Source organism: Nitrosomonas communis (genome assembly GCF_900114745.1).
Taxonomy (GTDB): domain Bacteria; phylum Pseudomonadota; class Gammaproteobacteria; order Burkholderiales; family Nitrosomonadaceae; genus Nitrosomonas; species Nitrosomonas communis_A.
Map to the genome: position 1 here is coordinate 33090 of NZ_FOUB01000025.1, position 19481 is coordinate 52570.

The 19481-nt window shown below is 43.5% G+C and carries 17 protein-coding genes, 1 tRNA gene and 2 pseudogenes; 10 read left to right on the forward strand and 10 right to left on the reverse strand.

Annotation, left to right across the window (positions count from 1 at the left end; all coding sequences use genetic code 11):
• Window positions 1-515: 515 nt before the first annotated feature.
• Window positions 516-980, forward strand: a complete 465-nt coding sequence (locus tag BM122_RS10625) for a hypothetical protein (protein ID WP_074905538.1) — start codon at window positions 516-518, stop codon at window positions 978-980.
• 323 nt (window positions 981-1303) lie between these two features.
• Here BM122_RS10625 and BM122_RS26040 read toward each other — a convergent pair whose 3' ends face one another.
• From BM122_RS26040 to BM122_RS25105, 3 genes are read right to left on the reverse strand one after another with little or no spacing between them, the layout of a single operon-like run.
• Complete coding sequence (locus BM122_RS26040) at window positions 1304-1378, reverse strand: S24 family peptidase (RefSeq protein ID WP_256212001.1); 75 nt, start codon at window positions 1376-1378, stop codon at window positions 1304-1306.
• A complete protein-coding gene (locus BM122_RS25100; protein ID WP_256211996.1) occupies window positions 1359-1520 on the reverse strand; it encodes a LexA family protein in 162 nt (53 codons plus the stop codon). The genes BM122_RS26040 and BM122_RS25100 overlap by 20 nt, the downstream gene beginning before the upstream one ends.
• Window positions 1517-1708, reverse strand: coding sequence for a S24/S26 family peptidase (locus BM122_RS25105; RefSeq protein WP_256211997.1), 192 nt, complete (start codon window positions 1706-1708; stop codon window positions 1517-1519). Before BM122_RS25105 ends, BM122_RS25100 begins: the two co-directional genes overlap by 4 nt.
• 366 nt (window positions 1709-2074) lie before the next feature.
• Here BM122_RS25105 and BM122_RS10640 point away from each other — a divergent pair, with 366 nt between their 5' ends.
• The gene (locus BM122_RS10640) at window positions 2075-3427 is read left to right on the forward strand and encodes a hypothetical protein (RefSeq protein WP_074905540.1); all 1353 of its coding nucleotides are present in this window, start codon (window positions 2075-2077) and stop codon (window positions 3425-3427) included.
• A gap of 520 nt (window positions 3428-3947) precedes the next feature.
• Here BM122_RS10640 and BM122_RS10645 read toward each other — a convergent pair.
• Window positions 3948-4310 carry a hypothetical protein gene (locus BM122_RS10645; RefSeq protein WP_143083402.1) on the reverse strand — a complete coding sequence of 121 codons (363 nt, stop codon included), beginning with the start codon at window positions 4308-4310 and terminating at the stop codon, window positions 3948-3950.
• 59 nt (window positions 4311-4369) lie between these two features.
• Here BM122_RS10645 and BM122_RS21645 point away from each other — a divergent pair.
• A pseudogene (locus BM122_RS21645) lies at window positions 4370-5511 on the forward strand (IS3 family transposase).
• Window positions 5512-5885: 374 nt separating this feature from the next.
• On the opposite strand, the gene BM122_RS10665 reads toward BM122_RS21645, so the two are convergent.
• Window positions 5886-5961: transfer RNA gene (locus BM122_RS10665), tRNA-Thr, on the reverse strand.
• A 210-nt stretch (window positions 5962-6171) separates the two neighbouring features.
• Between BM122_RS10665 and aroQ the strand changes: the two genes are divergently transcribed.
• From aroQ to metH, 6 genes are all read left to right on the forward strand, one after another.
• Window positions 6172-6627, forward strand: a complete 456-nt coding sequence (gene aroQ / locus BM122_RS10670) for a type II 3-dehydroquinate dehydratase (RefSeq protein ID WP_074905545.1) — start codon at window positions 6172-6174, stop codon at window positions 6625-6627.
• A gap of 285 nt (window positions 6628-6912) precedes the next feature.
• Window positions 6913-7383 carry an acetyl-CoA carboxylase biotin carboxyl carrier protein gene (accB, locus tag BM122_RS10675; RefSeq protein WP_074905546.1) on the forward strand — a complete coding sequence of 157 codons (471 nt, stop codon included), beginning with the start codon at window positions 6913-6915 and terminating at the stop codon, window positions 7381-7383.
• A gap of 53 nt (window positions 7384-7436) precedes the next feature.
• Window positions 7437-8804 (forward strand): acetyl-CoA carboxylase biotin carboxylase subunit, encoded by a 1368-nt coding sequence (accC, locus tag BM122_RS10680; protein ID WP_074905547.1) that lies wholly within the window; start codon window positions 7437-7439, stop codon window positions 8802-8804.
• A gap of 30 nt (window positions 8805-8834) precedes the next feature.
• Window positions 8835-9752: a 50S ribosomal protein L11 methyltransferase gene (prmA, locus tag BM122_RS10685; RefSeq protein WP_074905548.1), complete on the forward strand. Its 918-nt coding sequence runs from the start codon at window positions 8835-8837 to the stop codon at window positions 9750-9752.
• 337 nt (window positions 9753-10089) lie between these two features.
• Window positions 10090-10212: a hypothetical protein gene (locus BM122_RS25110; RefSeq protein WP_256211998.1), complete on the forward strand. Its 123-nt coding sequence runs from the start codon at window positions 10090-10092 to the stop codon at window positions 10210-10212.
• 39 nt (window positions 10213-10251) lie between these two features.
• Complete coding sequence (gene metH / locus BM122_RS10690; protein WP_074905549.1) at window positions 10252-13962, forward strand: methionine synthase; 3711 nt, start codon at window positions 10252-10254, stop codon at window positions 13960-13962.
• 109 nt (window positions 13963-14071) lie between these two features.
• Here the strand turns inward: metH and BM122_RS10695 are convergent, their stop codons facing one another.
• The 4 genes from BM122_RS10695 to BM122_RS10705 all read right to left on the reverse strand — a co-directional run bounded on the left by BM122_RS10695 (window position 14072) and on the right by BM122_RS10705 (window position 17462).
• Complete coding sequence (locus tag BM122_RS10695; RefSeq protein ID WP_074905550.1) at window positions 14072-14875, reverse strand: GGDEF domain-containing protein; 804 nt, start codon at window positions 14873-14875, stop codon at window positions 14072-14074.
• A gap of 418 nt (window positions 14876-15293) precedes the next feature.
• Window positions 15294-15926, reverse strand: coding sequence for a response regulator (locus BM122_RS10700; protein WP_074905551.1), 633 nt, complete (start codon window positions 15924-15926; stop codon window positions 15294-15296).
• 53 nt (window positions 15927-15979) lie between these two features.
• Window positions 15980-16369: a sensor histidine kinase gene (locus tag BM122_RS25115; RefSeq protein WP_256211999.1), complete on the reverse strand. Its 390-nt coding sequence runs from the start codon at window positions 16367-16369 to the stop codon at window positions 15980-15982.
• Window positions 16335-17462, reverse strand: coding sequence for a hybrid sensor histidine kinase/response regulator (locus tag BM122_RS10705; RefSeq protein ID WP_256212000.1), 1128 nt, complete (start codon window positions 17460-17462; stop codon window positions 16335-16337). The genes BM122_RS25115 and BM122_RS10705 overlap by 35 nt, the downstream gene beginning before the upstream one ends.
• Before the next feature lie 370 nt (window positions 17463-17832).
• Between BM122_RS10705 and BM122_RS10710 the strand changes: the two genes are divergently transcribed.
• The gene (locus tag BM122_RS10710; RefSeq protein WP_143083403.1) at window positions 17833-19239 is read left to right on the forward strand and encodes a DUF4139 domain-containing protein; all 1407 of its coding nucleotides are present in this window, start codon (window positions 17833-17835) and stop codon (window positions 19237-19239) included.
• A gap of 14 nt (window positions 19240-19253) precedes the next feature.
• Here BM122_RS10710 and BM122_RS10715 read toward each other — a convergent pair.
• Window positions 19254-19481, reverse strand: a pseudogene (locus BM122_RS10715) (IS5/IS1182 family transposase); the annotation flags it as partial.

A 19481-nucleotide genomic window follows, 5' to 3' on the forward strand; every position in this document is an offset into this window, starting at 1 on the left:
TCTAGCCAGACTAATAACGGCACGTATTTAAAAGTTGAAATAACAAAAGCTTAAGTATTTTTAGCTAAGCCTTTGTTTTATATGGCAGGTCGTGCGAGATTCGAACTCGCGACCAACGGATTAAAAGTACGGTGAAATATCTTTTTTTATCAAACACATAACATCAAAACAAACGCGGAGCAAAATAAAAAATATGCGTAAAAGATCGTTTATTCATGCAGCTGCTTTATTCTTTGCGGAGCGAATTTAGCCATGATTTTTGCATAGCATGGTCAGCATTTTGGTCAACATCAAATAGTATAAAATTACCATTCCCATGCGCTCCTAATATCGTTTGCGGAAATAATATTTGATCAATAATTGAGCAATATGCAAAAATTGCACATTACTCAGCAATTTATATAGTTTGCAATCTAACAAATAAACGTAGTAATTCTTTTGCCGCTAAAATCAAATTATAAAAGATAAATAGAAGCTGTAATATTACTTGTTATCTCCTACACCGAGAGAATAATGTGAGTGAACTAGAAAAAATTGTCTTGACAGCTGCCTTTACAATATTTGGCGGTATGTTAGTCTATGTAACCGGTCAGCTTATCTCGAAATTTCTGATTGATCCCACACATGAGCTGAAAAAAGCAATTGGTGAGGTACGTTTTAATCTTGCGTTTCATGCACGAGTCATTCATACACCCATCGCCAGAACACAAGATCGATCTGACAAAGCTTATGAGGCGCTTCTTAAGAGTTCATGCGAACTATTGGCGAAAGTAAACGCGATTCCATTCTATAGTTTTGTATCGCACATCTCACTTGGGTTATTGCCATCGAAGACGCACATTCGATGTGCGGCAATACAGTTAAGGGGTCTATCTACCTATGTGCACGAAACTAATGACAAGGCAGACTCCCATATCGAAGAGATCAGAAAACGTGTTGCTAGGATTGAGCGGCATCTCAAACTAGAACCACTTGAATGAGCAAGTTGCTGCCCAACAACGCATTCAATTCTATTAAACATACTTTCTGCACCATCTCACTGTCCACTTGGGTCGGATTCAGTTGATCAATATCAGATTGATATGGGAACTGACTGATCAAACTAGAAACTCAAGCTTGATCTGTCACACATCATTTATTATCAAACACCTCAAACCTGGGCGTGTACCTTTCAGCCAATTTACTTAGCAATGCCCTTGATCTTCTCAACCATCCTGGCACCGCTCAGTCTTAGCATAGCTAATACCAACGTCAGAAAACGTGATTACGCAATAAAGCGTGCTACCACTCCCGCTACTACTCCCTACACTTGCAATTCATCATTTTCACGGAAACGGATAGGTGGATAATCCGAATTCTCAGGGTGCAGCTCGATCACGCCATTGCAGAAATACAATCGCTTTATAGGTAAATTCATTGTTAATTACCGCCAGCACGATATGCCCGTGTTTAGGTTCGACTGAGCGATCAACCACTAGCATATCGCCATCATGGATATCATGGATGCGAGCACCGGTCATAGAATCGCCGACCACTCGGAAGAAATACGTTGCTGCTTTATTCCTATCAGATAATTATTGAGATCCAGTCCTTTCTCAGCATAATCTTCCGCAGGAGATGGAAACCCAGCAGGGGTTCGATACTGCAATAATGGTAATGCACAAAGAATAGGATCAAGTTTTGCTCGCGACAAAACAGGCAGAGTCAATTCACTATTTTATTCAACTGGAATACTAATTATCATGACCATTGCATAGATGCTTGATGAGATATATAGTATAAAGCACTTATTTAATGAGTAACAAAACAATGAAATGTGCGGACTTTTTCCTTGACTTATACACACTCCAACCTAAGTCGAAGGAAGAAAACAAAAAAATCGAAAATTATATTGCTAAACTACAAATGGCCGTGCGCTTGTACCACCTCAAGTTAAATATTCATCTTGTCCGCATAGAAAAATGCTTTGAGGATTTCTACGATGGGCGGCAGCCACGAACTGAACGAAATGGCAGGCTAATTTAAGAACATCGAAAAGAAAGTTTGTGTAAATTTCCAATATAGGAGGAAATAAATGCTGGCCACACCCTGGGCAATCTTGTTGTGCAAGTTCAATGACGATAATTCCGAACCGATCTATCCGCGGCAACGCTTCGATGAGCTTTTCACCAGCGCGGGTAACGGCAAGTTCAACATGATCGATTATTTCCGCGACATGTCGCACGGCAAGCTGGACCTCAACGGTTCCAGGGTGTTTCCGCTGCAGGGAGAGACAGATTGGTACACGATCAGTCATCCGATCGCCGATTACCTCGGCTTTGATACACCGGTGCTTGGGCGAGGCGCGCTGCTGACCTGGGCGCGCGAAGCCGCCGCCCCTAATGGCGATGACCTGACCGGCTTCTACAACATCGTTGTCGTGATGAATACAGCGACAGATCTCTACGGAAGCCTCGATGGCGTCGCGACGGACGACGGTCGCAACGGTTTTAACGGCATGAGTAGTCTTTCGCCCTCGATTTTGGGGCAGGAGATGGGCCATGGCTACGGCCTCGATCACGCACGCATCGAAGGCTCGACCGCGGACTATATGGATCCCTTCGACATCATGAGCACGATCGGCTCATTCATGGCGCCTCACCCTTTCTTCACCGAACGGGACGAGCGCGGCAACCCAGTCTTCCTAATAGGGCCGGGCCTCAACGCCGCGACCATGAGTCATTTCGGCTGGCTGGACAGCTCTCGCGTCTGGACATCCAGTTCCAGCAGCAAAACGAGCACTATCAAACTGCGCCCCCTACATCGGCTCGACTTGCCGGGTTATTTGTGCGCCCGCATAAACGACCTCTTCATCGAGTTCCGGATGAACGATCGCTGGGACGCCGCATTCAGTGAACCGGTTGTGCTGATCCATGACTTCTTCGATGGACACTCTTACCTGCGGCTGGCCGACGACGGCTTCGGCTACTTCATCGCCAGCAACACATTGTCTGAGGGCGATGTGAGTAACCAGCCGCCGCCGCTGCACGGTGCTGGGATGCAGATCACCGTGACCGATATCGACGCAGCGACGCAAACGGCGACAATCCAGCTTCAGCGGTGGGCGGATACCCGGCCTCCTGGGGTTGGTCCGGGCATCACCTTCGGCGGCGTTGATGTCGGCGGTGGCGGCTGGATCTTCATCAATGGCAAGTTCAAACCGATACCGCCGCATTCACCACTGTACGCGATCCTAGAGCAGATTGCTGAAGTAGAGCAGAGCCAGACGCTCGGAAACCGGCTAGCGCGTGGGTTGGTACAGCAGCAGGCTTATAGCGCCATCGCGGCCACTGCGACCGAGCACGCAACTCGCGCGTTATCACTGCGCCAGCCGACCCACGGCGTGCTGCGCAGCTTCTCGCAGCGGACCCGGCGCAACTCGACCTAGGCGTCCAAAACATGCATCTCTAAGAGGAAAGAACGAAGAGCGGGGTTTGTGGTCTTGCAAAGATGCATCAGCCTGTCAAGTCCATCCAGCCGACACCAAAAAGCGGCGCGGCTGATGGGCAACGTTAGGTGTTGTATTTCTTGAATTTGTTGCGGCCCCTTTAACCGGATAACCTGGAAGAAAGTTAAGCTCTGATCAACAACTATTAGAGTAGTTATCAGGTGTTCCTCACATGCGTAGGGATGAACCGAAGATGAACTGGAGAAAAGACAATCCAACTAACCGCACCACCCTTTTCTCTTCCCGCCTGAATAAGGACGAATCAAAGATTTATTAATCATCTCTCGTCCAACATCAATGCCATCAATAAATACATCAGCACGTAGCAACCTAATATATTACATCAAATGTATCTCGGTTATGCACCAATGCAACCTTGGCGCAAATGATTGAAGATCCGGCATAGGAATACTCTGACATGCTGGCGCATAAAATTGCCAGGCATAGCAAGTAAAATAGATTATTCAGCTTTGTCATTAACCACGTTAAATCTAGGCCTGCACCTCTCAGTCAAATCCCAGGCATATATCTTCAACTTCTCCAATTCCTGCCACACCTGATCTAATCCGTTGTTGAGACTGTTTTCGGTCGCGCTATAAAACGTTTCAGGAATTGCTCCTTCGTTTCGCGATCCAGACTCACTGGTTGAATGAATACGCTCTTGGCTACTACCGGCATTTCCGGGCATGGCGTCGATACCGCAGTTTCTTTCTTTGACACTGAGACGCAACCGGTTAGAAGCAGCAAGCTCAGTAGTAAGCTGATTAATTTTATTATCTCTTTCATTGAGTATCCTCGCGTTGAAAATTTGAACTGAGGTCATTTTAGTACCAAAAGTTGAGAGAGGTATTAACTTAAATAACTCACTTAAGGAGGCGATAAATGGCATCACCAGGAAAGCGATACAAACCTGAGCAGATCGTGAATCTGCTATGCGAGATTGAAGTCATGATGGCCAATGGCAAGACTTTGTTGGAGGCATGCAAGCAAGCAGGTATAAGTGACAAGAGCTATTACCGCTGGCGCAGGATTTATGGTGGCCTCAAGGTAGATCAGGCAAGGAAATTCAAAGAAATCGAAGCAGAGAATACCAGGCTTAAGAAACGGGTAGCAGAACTCTCTCTGCGTGGGGCCATGCTCACGGAAGTTGTCAAGGGAAACTACTAAGCCCTGCCAGATGCAAGCTGGCAGCGAAGATGTTGATGGAACGATTCCCAACATCCGAGCGTAAACCTGTGTTTTGGTAGGGCTATCCAGAACAGTATGACGGTATCAACCGCAGAAGGGAGATGATGAAACTTTATTCCGGGCGGAGATCATCCGGCTGGCCTGCCTGTACGGCCGATATGGATATCGTATGATTGCAGGGTTAATGCGAAATAGAGGCTGGCAATTGGCTACCCCGGATAGAGTACGGCGCATTTGGCGTGAAGAAGGTCTGAAAGTACCTGACCAACAGAAACCTCGGTGTCGCCTTTGGCTCAATGATGGCAGTTGTCTTCGGCTGTGGCCAGAGCATGGCAATCATATCTGGAGTTATAACTTTGTTCTGATCGGGGACGGATATGGCCGGAAAATTCGTATGCTAACTATGATCGACGAATTTAGTCGAACCTGTCTGGGTATCTATTGTGCGAGACACATAGGAGCTGACGAAGTAATCGCCCAACTGGCCAATGCGATGATTGCTCATGGTATCCCGGAATACATTCGCAGTGACAATGGACCAGAATTTGTGGCCAGTCGCTTGCGCGCATGGTTGGCGGATAGGCGTCAAGACGACTTATATCACACCTGGCAGCCCATGGGAGAATGGCTACTGTGAAAGCTTTAATGGAACATTACGTGATAATTTACTCAACGGAGAAATTTTCTATGGCGTTCTGGAAGCGCAAGCTATCGTGAACCAGTGGGTGCGTGAGTACAACACTATCAGGCCGCATAGTTCATAGGGTTATAAACTTCCGGCTCCTGAAGTTGTATTTTCTCCATCACCACAGAATTTACATCCATTCATGCACTGACGTATGATGTAGATACTCTCACAACATCTGGTACTAAATCTACAACAGTTCAAATACACACAGTTTATTAACCTGCGATACCCACCAGCCAAGACAGGCAAAGACGAAGCATAGTGAAAAGTACAACAATATTTCCGCAAAAAATTCTAGGGTTGAACCGTAGCTAAAACGTAACCATTAAGAAAATAATTTATTGAGTTCTAATATTCTAACTTTTTCTATTGATCGCTATAAATAACTAATAGCATATTGTATAGCGAATATTTAATAGCAACCAAAATGCCAACTAGGACCATAACTGGGACTAAACTGAAGATTCAAAGTTAATATTATATAAATTGCTTAAATATATCACGCTATCCATTTGATTTATATGGTGCTGTTGAGAGGAGTCGAACCTCCGACCTACTGATTACGAATCAGTTGCTCTACCAACTGAGCTACAACAGCGTTCTGAATTACTGACAAGGGCGGAATTATAGAGGTTTAAGAGGCTGTGAGCAATTATAAGTCTTTTGATAACTAAATATATCAATAATAAAATTCAGAAATTATTGGATTAAATAATTGAACAAAATAAATTAACAATAATTTCGGTTAAATTCTTCGAATATCTCCAAAAATCTGTACATTTTAAGCAAAAAAAGCCATAATTTCATAATGACATTTAGAAATATATCAACTAAAAATATTCTGATTATCCATGGACCCAACTTGAATCTTCTGGGTAGGCGGGAGCCAGAAATCTATGGCAAAACGACTTTGGATGATATTAACAGAAAATTATCTGCAATATCACTAGCAGCCGAAGTAAGGCTAGATACTTTTCAAAGCAATAGTGAGGGTGAATTAATAAACCGGGTACAGCAAGCAATGGATGATGAAACCGATTTTATTATTATCAATCCAGCAGGATTAACTCATACCAGTATTGCTTTACGTGATGCTTTAGCCGCAACAGGAGTGCCTTTTATTGAAATACATCTTTCTAATATTTATGCACGTGAGGTATTTCGGCATAAATCATACTTTTCTGATCTTGCAATTGGTGTGATCAGCGGCCTAGGGGCAAAAGGTTATGAACTAGCTTTACAGTTCGCTTTAAATGACCGATAGTCTCCAACTCAATTTTTTAATGACAAGTATGTTCTTTACTTAAGCATTCAATCAAAAATATACAGAAGACTAACGATAAAGAATAATAAGTAATACAACGAATTAATAATATGTAGTAATATGCCGCCGCCACGTATTCAGATATGTATCGATGCATCACTTTGTTAGCGAACTACATAAGTTCTATTTTATTTTTAAACTAAATCTTACAAACCTTGATCATGGATTGTATCTCAGGTTTGATTTTAGATTACTCGTAAACGGGATGTTTCCGGGAGGCTGTATATGGATCTAAGAAAGCTAAAGAAACTTATCGAATTAGTTGAAGAATATAATATCGCTGAGTTAGAAATTACTGAAGGTGAAGAGAAAGTTCGTATCAATAAATCCGGCTACTCCTCACAAAATTATGCAGCCATACCTCAATTTTACCAAGCTGGTGCTGTCCCAACAGCAAATATGCCGACCAGTATAACTGAAACTGCTCCAATGGAAACAGAAGCCAAGCCCAGTTTACCGGAAGGACATATTGTAAAATCACCGATGGTAGGCACTTTTTATCGTGCTTCCGCACCCGGAGCAAAACCTTTTGTAGAAACCGGACAGACCGTTAAAGTGGGTGATACCTTATGTATTATTGAAGCAATGAAGCTTCTTAATGAAATAGAAGCCGACAAAGCTGGTGTGATCAAAGCCATTCTACTTGAAAATGGTCAGCCAGTTGAATATGGTGAGCCTTTATTTGTGATTGGATAATTTTTCAACTATCCGCTCTTTTGAATTAGCCCCTTCCAGATTTCACCTCAAATATGTTTGAGAAAATACTTATTGCCAATCGAGGCGAAATTGCCTTGCGTATTCAACGTGCATGCCGTGCCATGGGGATTAAAACCGTTGCAGTTCATTCTGAAGCCGACGCTGAAGCCAAGTATGTCAAACTTGCTGATGAATCCGTATGTATCGGTCCTGCTGCATCCAGCCAGAGCTATCTCAATGTACCGGCTATTATCAGTGCGGCAGAAGTGACGGATGCTGAAGCCATTCATCCGGGTTATGGTTTCCTCTCAGAAAATGCTGATTTTGCTGAAAGAGTAGAAAAAAGTGGCTTTGTCTTCATCGGTCCACGTCCAGAAACCATACGGTTAATGGGCGATAAAGTCAGCGCAAAAAATGCCATGAGACAAGCAGGTGTTCCCTGCGTTCCTGGCTCAGATGATGCATTACCGGAATCTATTGAGGAAATCAAGAAAATCGCCAAATCAATTGGCTACCCCATTATTATCAAAGCGGCTGGGGGTGGTGGAGGACGAGGTATGCGTGTAGTCCATACGGAAGCTGCACTCTCTAATGCAGTCATCACGACGCGGAATGAAGCTCTAACAGCCTTCGGCAATCCAACTGTATATGCAGAAAAATATCTGGAAAACCCTCGGCATATTGAATTTCAAGTTTTGGTTGATGACTATGGCAATGCGGTTCATCTAGGTGAACGGGATTGTTCTATGCAGCGTCGACATCAAAAAATCATTGAAGAAGCCCCAGCAACTAATATCCCTCCACGACTGCGGGACAGAATTGGCGAGCGCTGCACGGAAGCCTGTCGTCGTATCAATTACCGTGGCGTGGGAACTTTTGAGTTTCTTTACGAAAACAATGAGTTCTATTTCATAGAAATGAATACACGTTTACAGGTAGAACATCCGGTGACTGAGGCAGTTACCGGCATTGATCTCGTTCAAGCCCAAATCTGGGTCGCAGCAGGAGAAAAACTCGCATTACGGCAGAAAGACATCGTGATCAAAGGCCATGCCATCGAATGCCGTATTAATGCCGAAGACCCCTACAAACTAACCCCCTCGGCAGGTCGCATTACTCAATATCATGCTCCCGGTGGTCCAGGTATTCGGGTTGATTCTCATGTCTACCATAACTATATGGTGCCGCCTTATTATGATTCCATGATTGGCAAAATTATCGCATATGGAGACGATCGAGATCAAACCATTGCCAGAATGCGTATTGCGCTTTCAGAAATGGTGGTAGATGGTATCAAAACAAATATTCCTCTACACCTTGATCTGTTATCAGATACCCATTTCCTTAATGGAGGTGTTTCAATTCATTATCTAGAACACAAACTTGCTTTGCATAATAAAGCAGGTAAGGAAAATGGTTAAATACTCCTCTTGAAGTCATCCACAGTTAAAATGTCCTGGGTATCACTTACCATTGAAATCAATGCAGCGTATGTTGAAATCTTAAGTGATAAACTATTCGAGCTAGGCGCATTATCCGTTGATATTCAGGATGCTTCTGCCGGCACTGAACAAGAGCAGCCTTTGTTTGATGAACCTGGCGAACTCACAGGCGAAATCTGGGAACAAGCGGCCGTCACCGCATTATTCGAGCAAAATGTAGATATTCCAATTATCATGCAATGGGTTACCCAGGCACTGCAGCTTGCAACCCAACCTGAATACCGTTTAGCTCGCCTGGAAGAGCAAGATTGGGTCAGATTGACACAAGCACAGTTCGACCCCATCAAAATATCATCACGATTATGGATCGTCCCAAGCTGGCATTCCTCTCCTGATGCGGCCGCAATCAATTTAATTCTTGATCCCGGGCGGGCATTTGGTACTGGCAGCCACCCTACTACTCAACTTTGCCTCTCCTGGCTAGACAGTAATATACAATCTGGTGAGACTGTACTCGATTACGGATGTGGTTCGGGTATACTGGCAATTGCTGCGCTAAAGCTGGGTGCAAGTAATGTGCTAGGCATTGATATTGACACCCATGCGATTGCAGCAAGTCGTGACAATGCTGTACTCAATCGTTGCGATCCGGAGAGAATATTATTTTCTACGACATTAGATTTATCCCAAACCAACAAAAAAGAACAAGGGCAAGTTGATAAGGTGGTCGCAAATATCTTAGCCAACCCCTTAATTATGCTAGCCCCCATATTGATGAATGCTGTGCGCAAAGGTGGCTATCTAGCCCTTTCTGGTATCCTCGAGGAGCAAGCTAGCCAAGTCATCGATACTTATCGCCAATGGTTTGAAATGGATATTGCTAATAAAAAAGAAGACTGGGTGCTATTGACCGGGATAAAAAAATAACAACCTTTGCTCTAAAGATTTTAAAATTTCTGCAGAAACAGAAAAATCAATATCAGGCTTTATTTTGATAACAGTGAGCTAGCGCAGTGAGTGACTCATTGCTACTACTTAATCCCTTATTCCCTTCACAAAAATAATTCTATTTCCAAATCAAGCGTAAAGAATGCAAACCGCGAACGCAAACCGCAGACAATATAAAAATAATACGATAAAAAGCGCTGACAAAGTCAGGTTTGATATAGAAATAGATTAAGGTATTGGAAATTACCTATTACCCTCTCGCAAAGCGAGCTGCCGGAGCTGAAATGCTAGTAGTTATTCCATTTTTAAATCAAAAATGACGCGAAGGCGAGCTGCAGACAAGATAAATAATACGGCAGGTGAAGCCGACAAAGTCAGTTTTGATTCAGAAATGGAAATACTTCCCCAGACCATGTTGCAGGAATCACATGGGGTATAATCAGTTACTTTGTATTTAACGGAAAAATATCATTCCATCATGACTCATCTTCGCACTGCTTTATTGGAAAACTTGCTTACTCGTCGCATCCTACTTCTAGACGGCGCGATGGGAACAATGATCCAGAGTTACAAATTGAGCGAAACTGATTATCGAGGGAGCCGTTTTGCAGATTTTCCTCATGACCTCAAGGGCAATAATGATTTGCTAACGCTGACGCAGCCTCAAATCATCCGTTCTATCCATGCGCAATACCTGGAGGCTGGCGCTGATATCATTGAAACAAATACCTTCAACTCCAATGCTCCTTCGATGGCTGATTACCATATGCATGAGTTGGTATATGAATTGAATTTTGCAGCAGCAAAATTAGCACGTGAAGAAGCGCTTGCGATGGAAGCTAAAACACCGGATAAACCCCGTTTTGTTGCAGGAGTTATCGGGCCCACGACCAAAACAGCTTCTATTTCACCGGATGTAAATGATCCCGGTTTCCGTTCAATCACTTTCAGACAGCTTGTGACGGATTACTCGCAATCCATACAGGGGTTAGCTGAAGGAGGCGCCGATATTCTGCTAGTAGAAACCATTTTCGACACACTGAATGCTAAAGCAGCATTATTTGCGATTGAGCAGTACTTTGAGAAAAATAATATTCGCTTGCCTGTCATGATCTCGGTCACGATTACCGATGCTTCCGGTCGCAATCTGTCTGGACAAACACCAGAAGCATTCTGGAATTCAGTCAGACATGCCCAACCCTTGTCAGTGGGCATAAACTGTGCATTGGGTGCAGAATTAATGCGTCCTTACGTTGAAGAACTCTCCAATGTGACTGAGGTATATACCAGTACTCACCCCAACGCCGGTTTACCGAATCCATTGTCTGAAACAGGTTATGACGAATCACCCGAATATACCGCAGGACTAATCAAGGAATTTGCCCAGTCGGGTTTCGTTAATATTGTGGGCGGCTGCTGTGGCACGACACCTGCCCACATTCAAGCCATCGCTGAGGCAGTAGAAGGTATTGCGCCACGACGAATCCCGGATATCCCCAAGAAACTCCGCCTCTCCGGCTTAGAACCACTCAATATTGGTGATGACTCACTCTTTGTCAATGTGGGCGAGCGTACCAACGTGACCGGATCAAAAGCCTTTGCCCGTCTGATACTCAATGACAATTATGCGGAAGCGTTGAGCATTGCACGCAGCCAAGTCGAGAATGGCGCTCAAATCATTGACATCAATATGGATGAAGCCATGCTGGATTCACAAAAAGCCATGGTTACTTTCCTCAACTTGATTGCAGCAGAGCCGGATATCAGTCGCGTGCCTATCATGATTGATTCGAGTAAATGGTCAGTCATTGAAGCAGGTCTACAATGTATTCAGGGTAAAGCCATTATCAATTCCATCAGCTTAAAAGAAGGTGAGGAAGAATTCATTTATCACGCGAGGCTTGCGCGTCGCTATGGTGCAGCAGTCATCGTGATGGCATTTGATGAGAAAGGACAGGCTGACACATTAGCGCGCAAAGTTGAAATCTGTACACGTTGTTACGGTATTTTAGTCAACCAGGTTGGCTTCCCGCCAGAGGACATTATTTTTGACCCAAATATTTTTGCGGTGGCAACCGGTATCGAAGAACATAACAACTACGCGCTGGATTTCATTGAAGCCATCCGCGTCATCAAACAAACTTTGCCTTATGTCAAAATCAGCGGTGGCGTTTCTAATGTTTCCTTTTCCTTTCGTGGAAACGAGCCGATCAGAGAAGCCATTCATACCGCATTCCTATACCACGCTATCCAAGCTGGCATGACCATGGGTATTGTCAATGCAGGCCAATTAGGCGTGTATTCGGATATTCCCAAAGATTTACTCGAACGAGTTGAAGATGTTCTGCTTAACCGCCGCCCAGATGCGACTGAGCGTCTGGTTGAATTTGCCGAGAATTTCAAAGGACAGAAAAAAGAGCAAGTTGAAGATCTTGCCTGGCGTAACCAATCTGTCCGCCAACGATTAACGCACGCACTCGTCAAAGGAATCAGTACCTATATTGAAGAAGATACTGAAATCATCCGTCAGGAAATAGAAAGCAGAGGGGGACGACCAATAGAAGTAATCGAAGGCCCTCTGATGGATGGTATGAATGTAGTAGGCGACTTGTTTGGCGCTGGGAAAATGTTTCTGCCGCAGGTAGTCAAATCTGCACGCGTCATGAAGCAAGCAGTTGCATATCTCCTTCCCTACATTGAGGCTGAGAAAAAAATTTCTGGTGACACTAAACCCAAGGGAAAAATCGTTGTTGCCACAGTGAAAGGCGATGTCCATGACATAGGCAAAAACATCGTTGCAGTTGTCCTCCAGTGTAATAACTATGAAGTCATCAACATGGGTGTGATGGTGCCCAGTTCGCAAATCTTGGAAACAGCACGCAACGAACAAGCTGATATTATCGGATTATCTGGTTTGATCACACCTTCTCTCGAAGAAATGGCGCATGTAGCCAAAGAAATGGAGCGGGAAGGTTTTACTATTCCTCTTCTCATTGGGGGTGCCACGACCTCGCGCGTGCATACCTCCGTTAAAATTGCACCGCACTATAGTGGAGTTACGGTGTGGGTGCCTGATGCAAGCCGGGCTGTTGGCGTATGCAGCCAATTAATGTCTCAGGATCAGCAAAGCGCGTATAAGCAGGAAATCAAGGCAGAACAAGAGAAAATCCGCGCTCAGCAAAAAAACAAAAAAGGTCCCTCACAATTATTAACCCTCGCTGAAGCACGTGCAAATGCATTGAAAATAGATTGGCAGTACTATACTCCTTCTGAATCTAGCTTCCTCGGCATTAGAACCCTGAAGAACTATCCTTTAGAAGCACTAGTTCCTTATATTGATTGGACACCCTTCTTCCAAGCCTGGGAACTATCTGGACGATATCCGGCTATTCTAGAAGATGAGGTAGTAGGTGAAGCTGCCAGCAATCTATTCCGCGATGCACAAACGATGCTGAAGAAAATCATTGAGCAAAAATGGCTTACAGCCAATGCTGTCATTGGACTCTTTCCAGCTAACACAGTTAATCATGACGACATCGAAATTTATTCGGATAAGTCACGTGCCAAGGTGCTGATGACCTATCACACCTTACGGCAGCAAACGGTCAAACCTGCAGGGCGCCCCAACCTCTGTTTAGCAGATTTTATTGCACCTAAAGAAAGCAGCATCACTGATACGATTGGGTTATTCGCAGTCAGTGCTGGTTTTGGTATCGATGAGCGAATAAAAGCTTTCGAAGCTGCCAATGATGACTATAGTGCCATTATACTGAAGGCATTAGCTGACCGCCTGGCTGAAGCATTTGCCGAACACATGCATGCGCGTGTGCGGCGAGAATTCTGGGGCTATGCCAAAGATGAAGCCCTCACCAACGAGCAACTTATTGATGAGAAATACCAAGGAATTCGTCCCGCCCCGGGTTATCCAGCCTGTCCCGATCATACCGAAAAAGGACCTTTGTTTGCCTTACTCGAAGCTGAAAAACGAGCAGGTATCATTATTACCGAATCTTATGCTATGGTTCCTACCGCGGCTGTATCTGGCTTTTATTTCTCGCATCCCGAATCCACTTATTTCGCCGTAGGTAAAATTGGTAAAGATCAAGTAGAAGATTACGCCAGAAGAAAAGGCTGGATGATGGATGAAGCGGAAAGATGGCTTGCCCCGATATTGGCATATGAGCGCTAAGCGCTCAATTCATACCAAGAGAATGAATTAGGCATTTATATTTATTATACCCTGCCACATTAAGCGAATAGAGGCTATCAGAGTCTGGTTCGCGCCAAGATGATAGAAATCATAGGGCAACTTCTATCTGAGATAATCCTATGTTTTTTGCACGAAATAATGCTTCATCAACTCGCTTAATCACCGTATGCTGATGCTCATCGGTTTGACGTAATGTCACCGCGCAACTAATAGTAACCGATACCGGTTGGTTATCTGCATTGAGTACAGGATTGCTAACCAGCATGCGTTGTAATCGCTGTATGATACGCACCGCATCATTGATCTCTGTATCAGGCAATAAGATAACGAACTCCTCACCACCATAACGGGCAACCACGTCGGTTGGACGCAACGCATTCTTCATGATTCTCGCCAAAGAGATCAGAACATTATCGCCAAATGGATAACCATAAGTCTCATTAATTTCTTTAAAGTTATCCAGATCAATCAGTATAATGCATAACGGATTTTTGCTTCGGTCAGCACGGGCAGCTTCACGGATAAAATGTTCATCCAGCCCGCGTCGGTTAAACAAGCCAGTCATCTGATCGGTATGCACTAACTCTCTGATGAGTGCTAGCTCATGTCTCAGAGATTCAATTTTTTGCTCAGTATCGGAAATCTTTTGCCGTGAATTGGACATCTCATCGCTTTGATGCAAATCCCTGGTTTCAGACAAAACAGCATCAAGAATTCTAATTATCTCATTAACATCATGAGTTTTTCTGATTTCCCGCGCATACTGCTCAGCGTGTTGATAATATTCATCAACGGTTAACAATGCTTTGCTGCTTTCCTCACTTGTTTCATTTTCCTCTCCAACTTCGGATGACTTAACCAGTTTTAATCGCATTTCACTCAAAGTTTGCATAATAATGTAACCTCTCATTGATAACACTAGGAACAAGATGATTATCCCGGTCAAGCTCAAGCCAACACTGATTAATTAGAAAGAAGAAGCCGTTGCAGGAATAATCTACTGCTATCCGTAGACTAACAAACTCAGTATGATTCAATAAATGAAATTAAAATGGAAATCTAGCTTTATTCTAAATTTCCTCCAACCTTATTCCATTTCCAAATCAAAAATGACGTGAGGGCGAGCCGCAGACAGTATAAATAATACGGCAAAGTGAAGCCGATAAAGTCAGTTTTGATTTAGAAATGGAATGAGTCATAAGAAAACACTTGCAGATCCTTAACAGGATAAACTCAGTCAAATGCCGGGATAAGGTAGAGATCCCAAGGAATATTTAATCTTTACCGAGTAATTTGTGGAGTAACTCAGATTAATCAACCAAGTTATGTTTGATAGCGTAACGTACCAATTCAGAATTATTCGTTAGCTTAAGTTTTTCCATAAGACGGGCACGATAAACACTGACTGTTTTTGGGCTCAGACACAAGCTGGTAGAAATTTCTGAAAGTGATTTACCTGCTGCAATCAAACATAATGTCTGATATTCTCGATCAGATAAACTGTTATGTAATGGTTGGTTAGTATCTAATGTAATTGCGTTAGCCAGCTCCTGTGCAAGGGATGGCGTAATGTACTTGCGCCCCGCTGCAACCTGACGAATCGCAGTTACCAGTTGCATGGGCGCACTTTGTTTACTCAGATAACCGGCTGCTCCAGCTTTAATCGCGCGGATCGCAAATTCACTTTCGTGATGCATGCTAAGCATTAATATAGTGAAATTAGGCTGATCTTTTTTAATCTGCTTGAGCACCTCAATACCATTTCTGTCAGGCAGTGAGATATCCAGTAGCATCACATCAAAAACTTGCTGGCGTGCGATTGTTATCGCCTCAAACCCGGTTTCTGCTTCACCGGCTACACTAATATCATCCGTCTCACTTAGAATCTGTTTCAAACCCTGGCGTACGATGGCATGATCGTCAGCAATCATTACACGTATCATTCTACCCTCCCTCGCCTGTTATTATTCGATACATGATACGACCTACAAAGCTACTATTCTTTGCCATTCACTGGAATCTGGATTATCACACAAGTTTCCTTTTCTGGTATTCCGTTAGCATAAAGGTTTCCGCCCAATTGTTGACAACGTTCACGCATTCCACGTATTCCAAAAGATCCTGGTTTGTTCATATCTGATTCCCTAATTCCACGTCCGTTATCAATCGCTTCCAAAAATACCCAACCGTCATTTTCAGACAGCTTGACTTTAACGTTCGATGCACCTGCATGTTTAGAAATATTAGTCAATATTTCCTGAAAAATACGGAAAATAGCGCTAGCTAAATCTGCATCTAGCGGGATATCTTCACTGTCACAACAAAATAGACAAGGAATTTCTGTGCGTTTGCTAAATTCCTTTGCTTGCCACTGAATTGCCGCCACGATACCAAAATCTAGTATCTAGTATCCCTGGTCGCAGGTCCATTGCTATTCGGCGTGTGCTGTCAATCACATTATCGACCAGTTCTTCAATCGAGGCTGCTTTCTGCTGGTAAAAATCAGGTTTTCTCGGTTTTGCGTCCATACAGAGCAATAGCTCACATTTAATTGCTGTCAAGGTTCCGCCAATATCATCGTGAATTTCTCGTGCAATCCTTGCACGCTCATGCTCCTTAACTTTCTGTAGATAAGAAGTAAGTTCAGCCAGTCGCGCATGCGAGCGGGCAATTTCAATTTCTGCCATCTTATTGCGTGAAATATTCATGACTATACCGTCCCATAGAACACCCTCATTGAGTGACCGACGTGGTGTTGCACGTAAACTGACCCACTTAATATCTGGATCCCCTTTAACTTGAATGCGTCCCTCCCAATTCCAAGTAGAAAAACGCTTGGCCGATACTTGCATGAGTTGATTATAAGAAGTTCTATCTTCAGGCAAAATCAGATCAGTAAATAAATCCGGCTGCTCTATTAACGTGGCTGGCGAAATTCCTAACAGCATCACAGAGCCTTCGCTCACATAAGAAAAGCTTTTAGAGCCATCCTGGTTCAATAAAAACTGAAATACCAGCCCGGGTAAATTCGAAGCAATTGCACGAAAGTGTGCTTCACTTTTCTGCAACGCAAGCTGTGTTTCTCGAATATGCTGAAGCGTTTCCATTTGCTTCAGACTACGCTGTATCGCTTGCACCAATCTTGCCGTGCAACAAGTTATAGAAATGAAATCCTGAGCACCTGCTTTCATCAAATGAGCTGCAGATTCATCACTTCTACGGCTGGATACGACGATCACTGGAATGGTTAAATGATGCGTAGCAAGATGAGATAATACCTGTTCGGCACCTAGTTCAGGTATTGTATCATCAGATAAAATCATATCCCATGAAAATCCGACGAGTGCCTTCGGAAAGGCTTGAATGATATTGACACATTCTGAATTAAAGCATAAACCACCTGCCCTGAGTGCCTGACAGATATGCTCAGCATCTCTGGCTGAATATCCTACCAGCAGTATGTTGAGCGTTTTGGCCATTCTCAATATTTATCCAAATAAAAGAATTTTACATATTATAAAGCTATCATACAAAGAAGACGGCATAGAAGCTACTCAAAAAGTAGTTAACTAAAAATTAAGCTATTGACTAAGCTCTCCTCAATCAAGCTAATAAGCAAGCCGTTACGAGTGCGGAAGAAATGGCATAAACGTCTCAAGCTAAACACAAAGACTCGACAGATATCACAGAACATGTTGAAATAACTAAAATAATGTAAAAAAAACACTATTTCCAATCCAAAAGTAAACTATGATAATGGAATGGCTGGGCAAGATGCATTTAGCAGCAGACAAAAAGTATAGTGATGAAAAAATTCGTTGTAAAATCATAGTACTTGCAATAGCAGTAATGAGTATCTCTATTCCTATAAGTTATGCGACTGCAATAACAAACGAAAGAGTTACTACCTCCCAAGATCAGAAGAACATCGTTGTTACTATTTATAACGAGAACCTAGCATTAATAAAAGACTTACGTAGCGTTATACTGGATCAAGCTTTCAACAAGCTGGCTTGGCAGGAAGTCTCTGCGCAGATACGCCCTGAAACTGCGCTATTACGCAACCTTGCTTATTCTTCAGGATTTCTCTTACTAGAGCAATATTTTGATCTCGATGTACTCACTCCGAAAAAACTACTGGAAAAGTACTCAGGTAAAGAAGTAACCGTTATACGCACCAACCCTGCAACTGGTTCTGAAACAAGCGAAGTAGCCACAGTCCTTTCGACTAATGAAGGAATTATCCTGAAATTTATTGACCGAGTTGAAAGCGGTGTACCTGGACGAATCGTGTTTCCTAGTTTACCTGAAAATCTGCGTGACAAACCTACATTACTCATTTCACTGATTAGCCCATCCCAAGGCAAGCATGATCTTGAGCTATCCTACCTGACGTCCGGCTTATCCTGGCATGCCGACTATGTAGCTGATCTGAATGCAGATGATAATTGGCTTGATCTCAATGGTCTTGTAACATTCACCAATCAAAGTGGCATAGCTTATCATAATGCCAGGTTGCAACTAGTGGCAGGCGATGTTCATCGAATTTACCCTCAACAGCCTATCTCCAAAAAAATGATGACATTTGCGCGAGAAGTAGCTGATAGCGCGCAAATGAAAAAAGAAGCACTCTTTGAATATCATCTTCATACATCACCGCGCCCTATCACACTTGCTGAAAACCAGACTAAACAGGTTGCACTCATGTCTGCAACTCATATTCCAGTCAGCAAAGAATTTATTCTGCAAGGTGCCGATTATTATTACTCAGGACAATACAATATAATCAGCCAGAAACTAAAAACTAACGTATTCATCAGTTTTGCTAATAAGGGTGAAGGCTTGGGAATACCGCTCCCAAAAGGAATTATTCGAGTTTACAAAAAAGATACCCGAGGAAATAATCAATTTATCGGTGAAGATCAGATCGATCATATACCTCAAAATGAGTTGGTCCGTCTCAGCCTTGGGAGTACCTTTGATATGACCGCTGATAAGCTACAAACCGATTTTCAACAAATCTCTGGCGCGCTAGGTCATAGCAGCATCGTTGAAACGGCTTATCAAATTACCCTAAGAAACGTCAAGAAAGAAGCAGTCACAGTAAAAGTACAGGAACCCATTCCAGGAGACTGGACCATGTTATCTGAATCAACGCCTCACACTAAGCTATCATCTGGCATGGTTGAATGGAAAATACCTATTCCAGCTGAGAGTGAAGCCACGCTAACCTATCGGGTACGTGTCAGATACTAGGGTCTGTTGACATTTCACATAGGTAGCCACAGATATCCACACGCTATGGCTACCATACTCTCGTAATTTCGCTTCAGTTTGTCGTATCGCGTTGCTATTGCCCGATACTGTTTTAGCCTGGCAAAAGCATTCTCCAGCCAATGCCGATATTGATATAAACCCCAATCCATATCTGCATTACCCTTCAACGAGTTGCGCTTTCTCGGTATCACAGCCTGAACCCCCTTCTTCGTTATCTGTTC

Bases quoted from the DNA above. Each gene is read 5' to 3' on its own strand.
- BM122_RS25110 (WP_256211998.1), top strand. From the start codon at position 10,090: ATGACGCGAAGGCGAGCTGCAGACAAGATAAATAATACGGCAGGTGAA.
- BM122_RS10710 (WP_143083403.1), top strand. From the start codon at position 17,833: ATGAGTATCTCTATTCCTATAAGTTATGCGACTGCAATAACAAACGAA.
- accC (WP_074905547.1), top strand. From the start codon at position 7,437: ATGTTTGAGAAAATACTTATTGCCAATCGAGGCGAAATTGCCTTGCGT.
- BM122_RS10705 (WP_256212000.1), bottom strand. From the start codon at position 17,462: ATGGCCAAAACGCTCAACATACTGCTGGTAGGATATTCAGCCAGAGAT.
- BM122_RS10695 (WP_074905550.1), bottom strand. From the start codon at position 14,875: ATGCAAACTTTGAGTGAAATGCGATTAAAACTGGTTAAGTCATCCGAA.
- metH (WP_074905549.1), top strand. From the start codon at position 10,252: ATGACTCATCTTCGCACTGCTTTATTGGAAAACTTGCTTACTCGTCGC.
- BM122_RS10640 (WP_074905540.1), top strand. From the start codon at position 2,075: ATGCTGGCCACACCCTGGGCAATCTTGTTGTGCAAGTTCAATGACGAT.
- accB (WP_074905546.1), top strand. From the start codon at position 6,913: ATGGATCTAAGAAAGCTAAAGAAACTTATCGAATTAGTTGAAGAATAT.
- BM122_RS25100 (WP_256211996.1), bottom strand. From the start codon at position 1,520: ATGACCGGTGCTCGCATCCATGATATCCATGATGGCGATATGCTAGTG.
- aroQ (WP_074905545.1), top strand. From the start codon at position 6,172: ATGACATTTAGAAATATATCAACTAAAAATATTCTGATTATCCATGGA.
- BM122_RS10645 (WP_143083402.1), bottom strand. From the start codon at position 4,310: ATGACCTCAGTTCAAATTTTCAACGCGAGGATACTCAATGAAAGAGAT.
- prmA (WP_074905548.1), top strand. From the start codon at position 8,835: ATGTCCTGGGTATCACTTACCATTGAAATCAATGCAGCGTATGTTGAA.
- BM122_RS10700 (WP_074905551.1), bottom strand. From the start codon at position 15,926: ATGATACGTGTAATGATTGCTGACGATCATGCCATCGTACGCCAGGGT.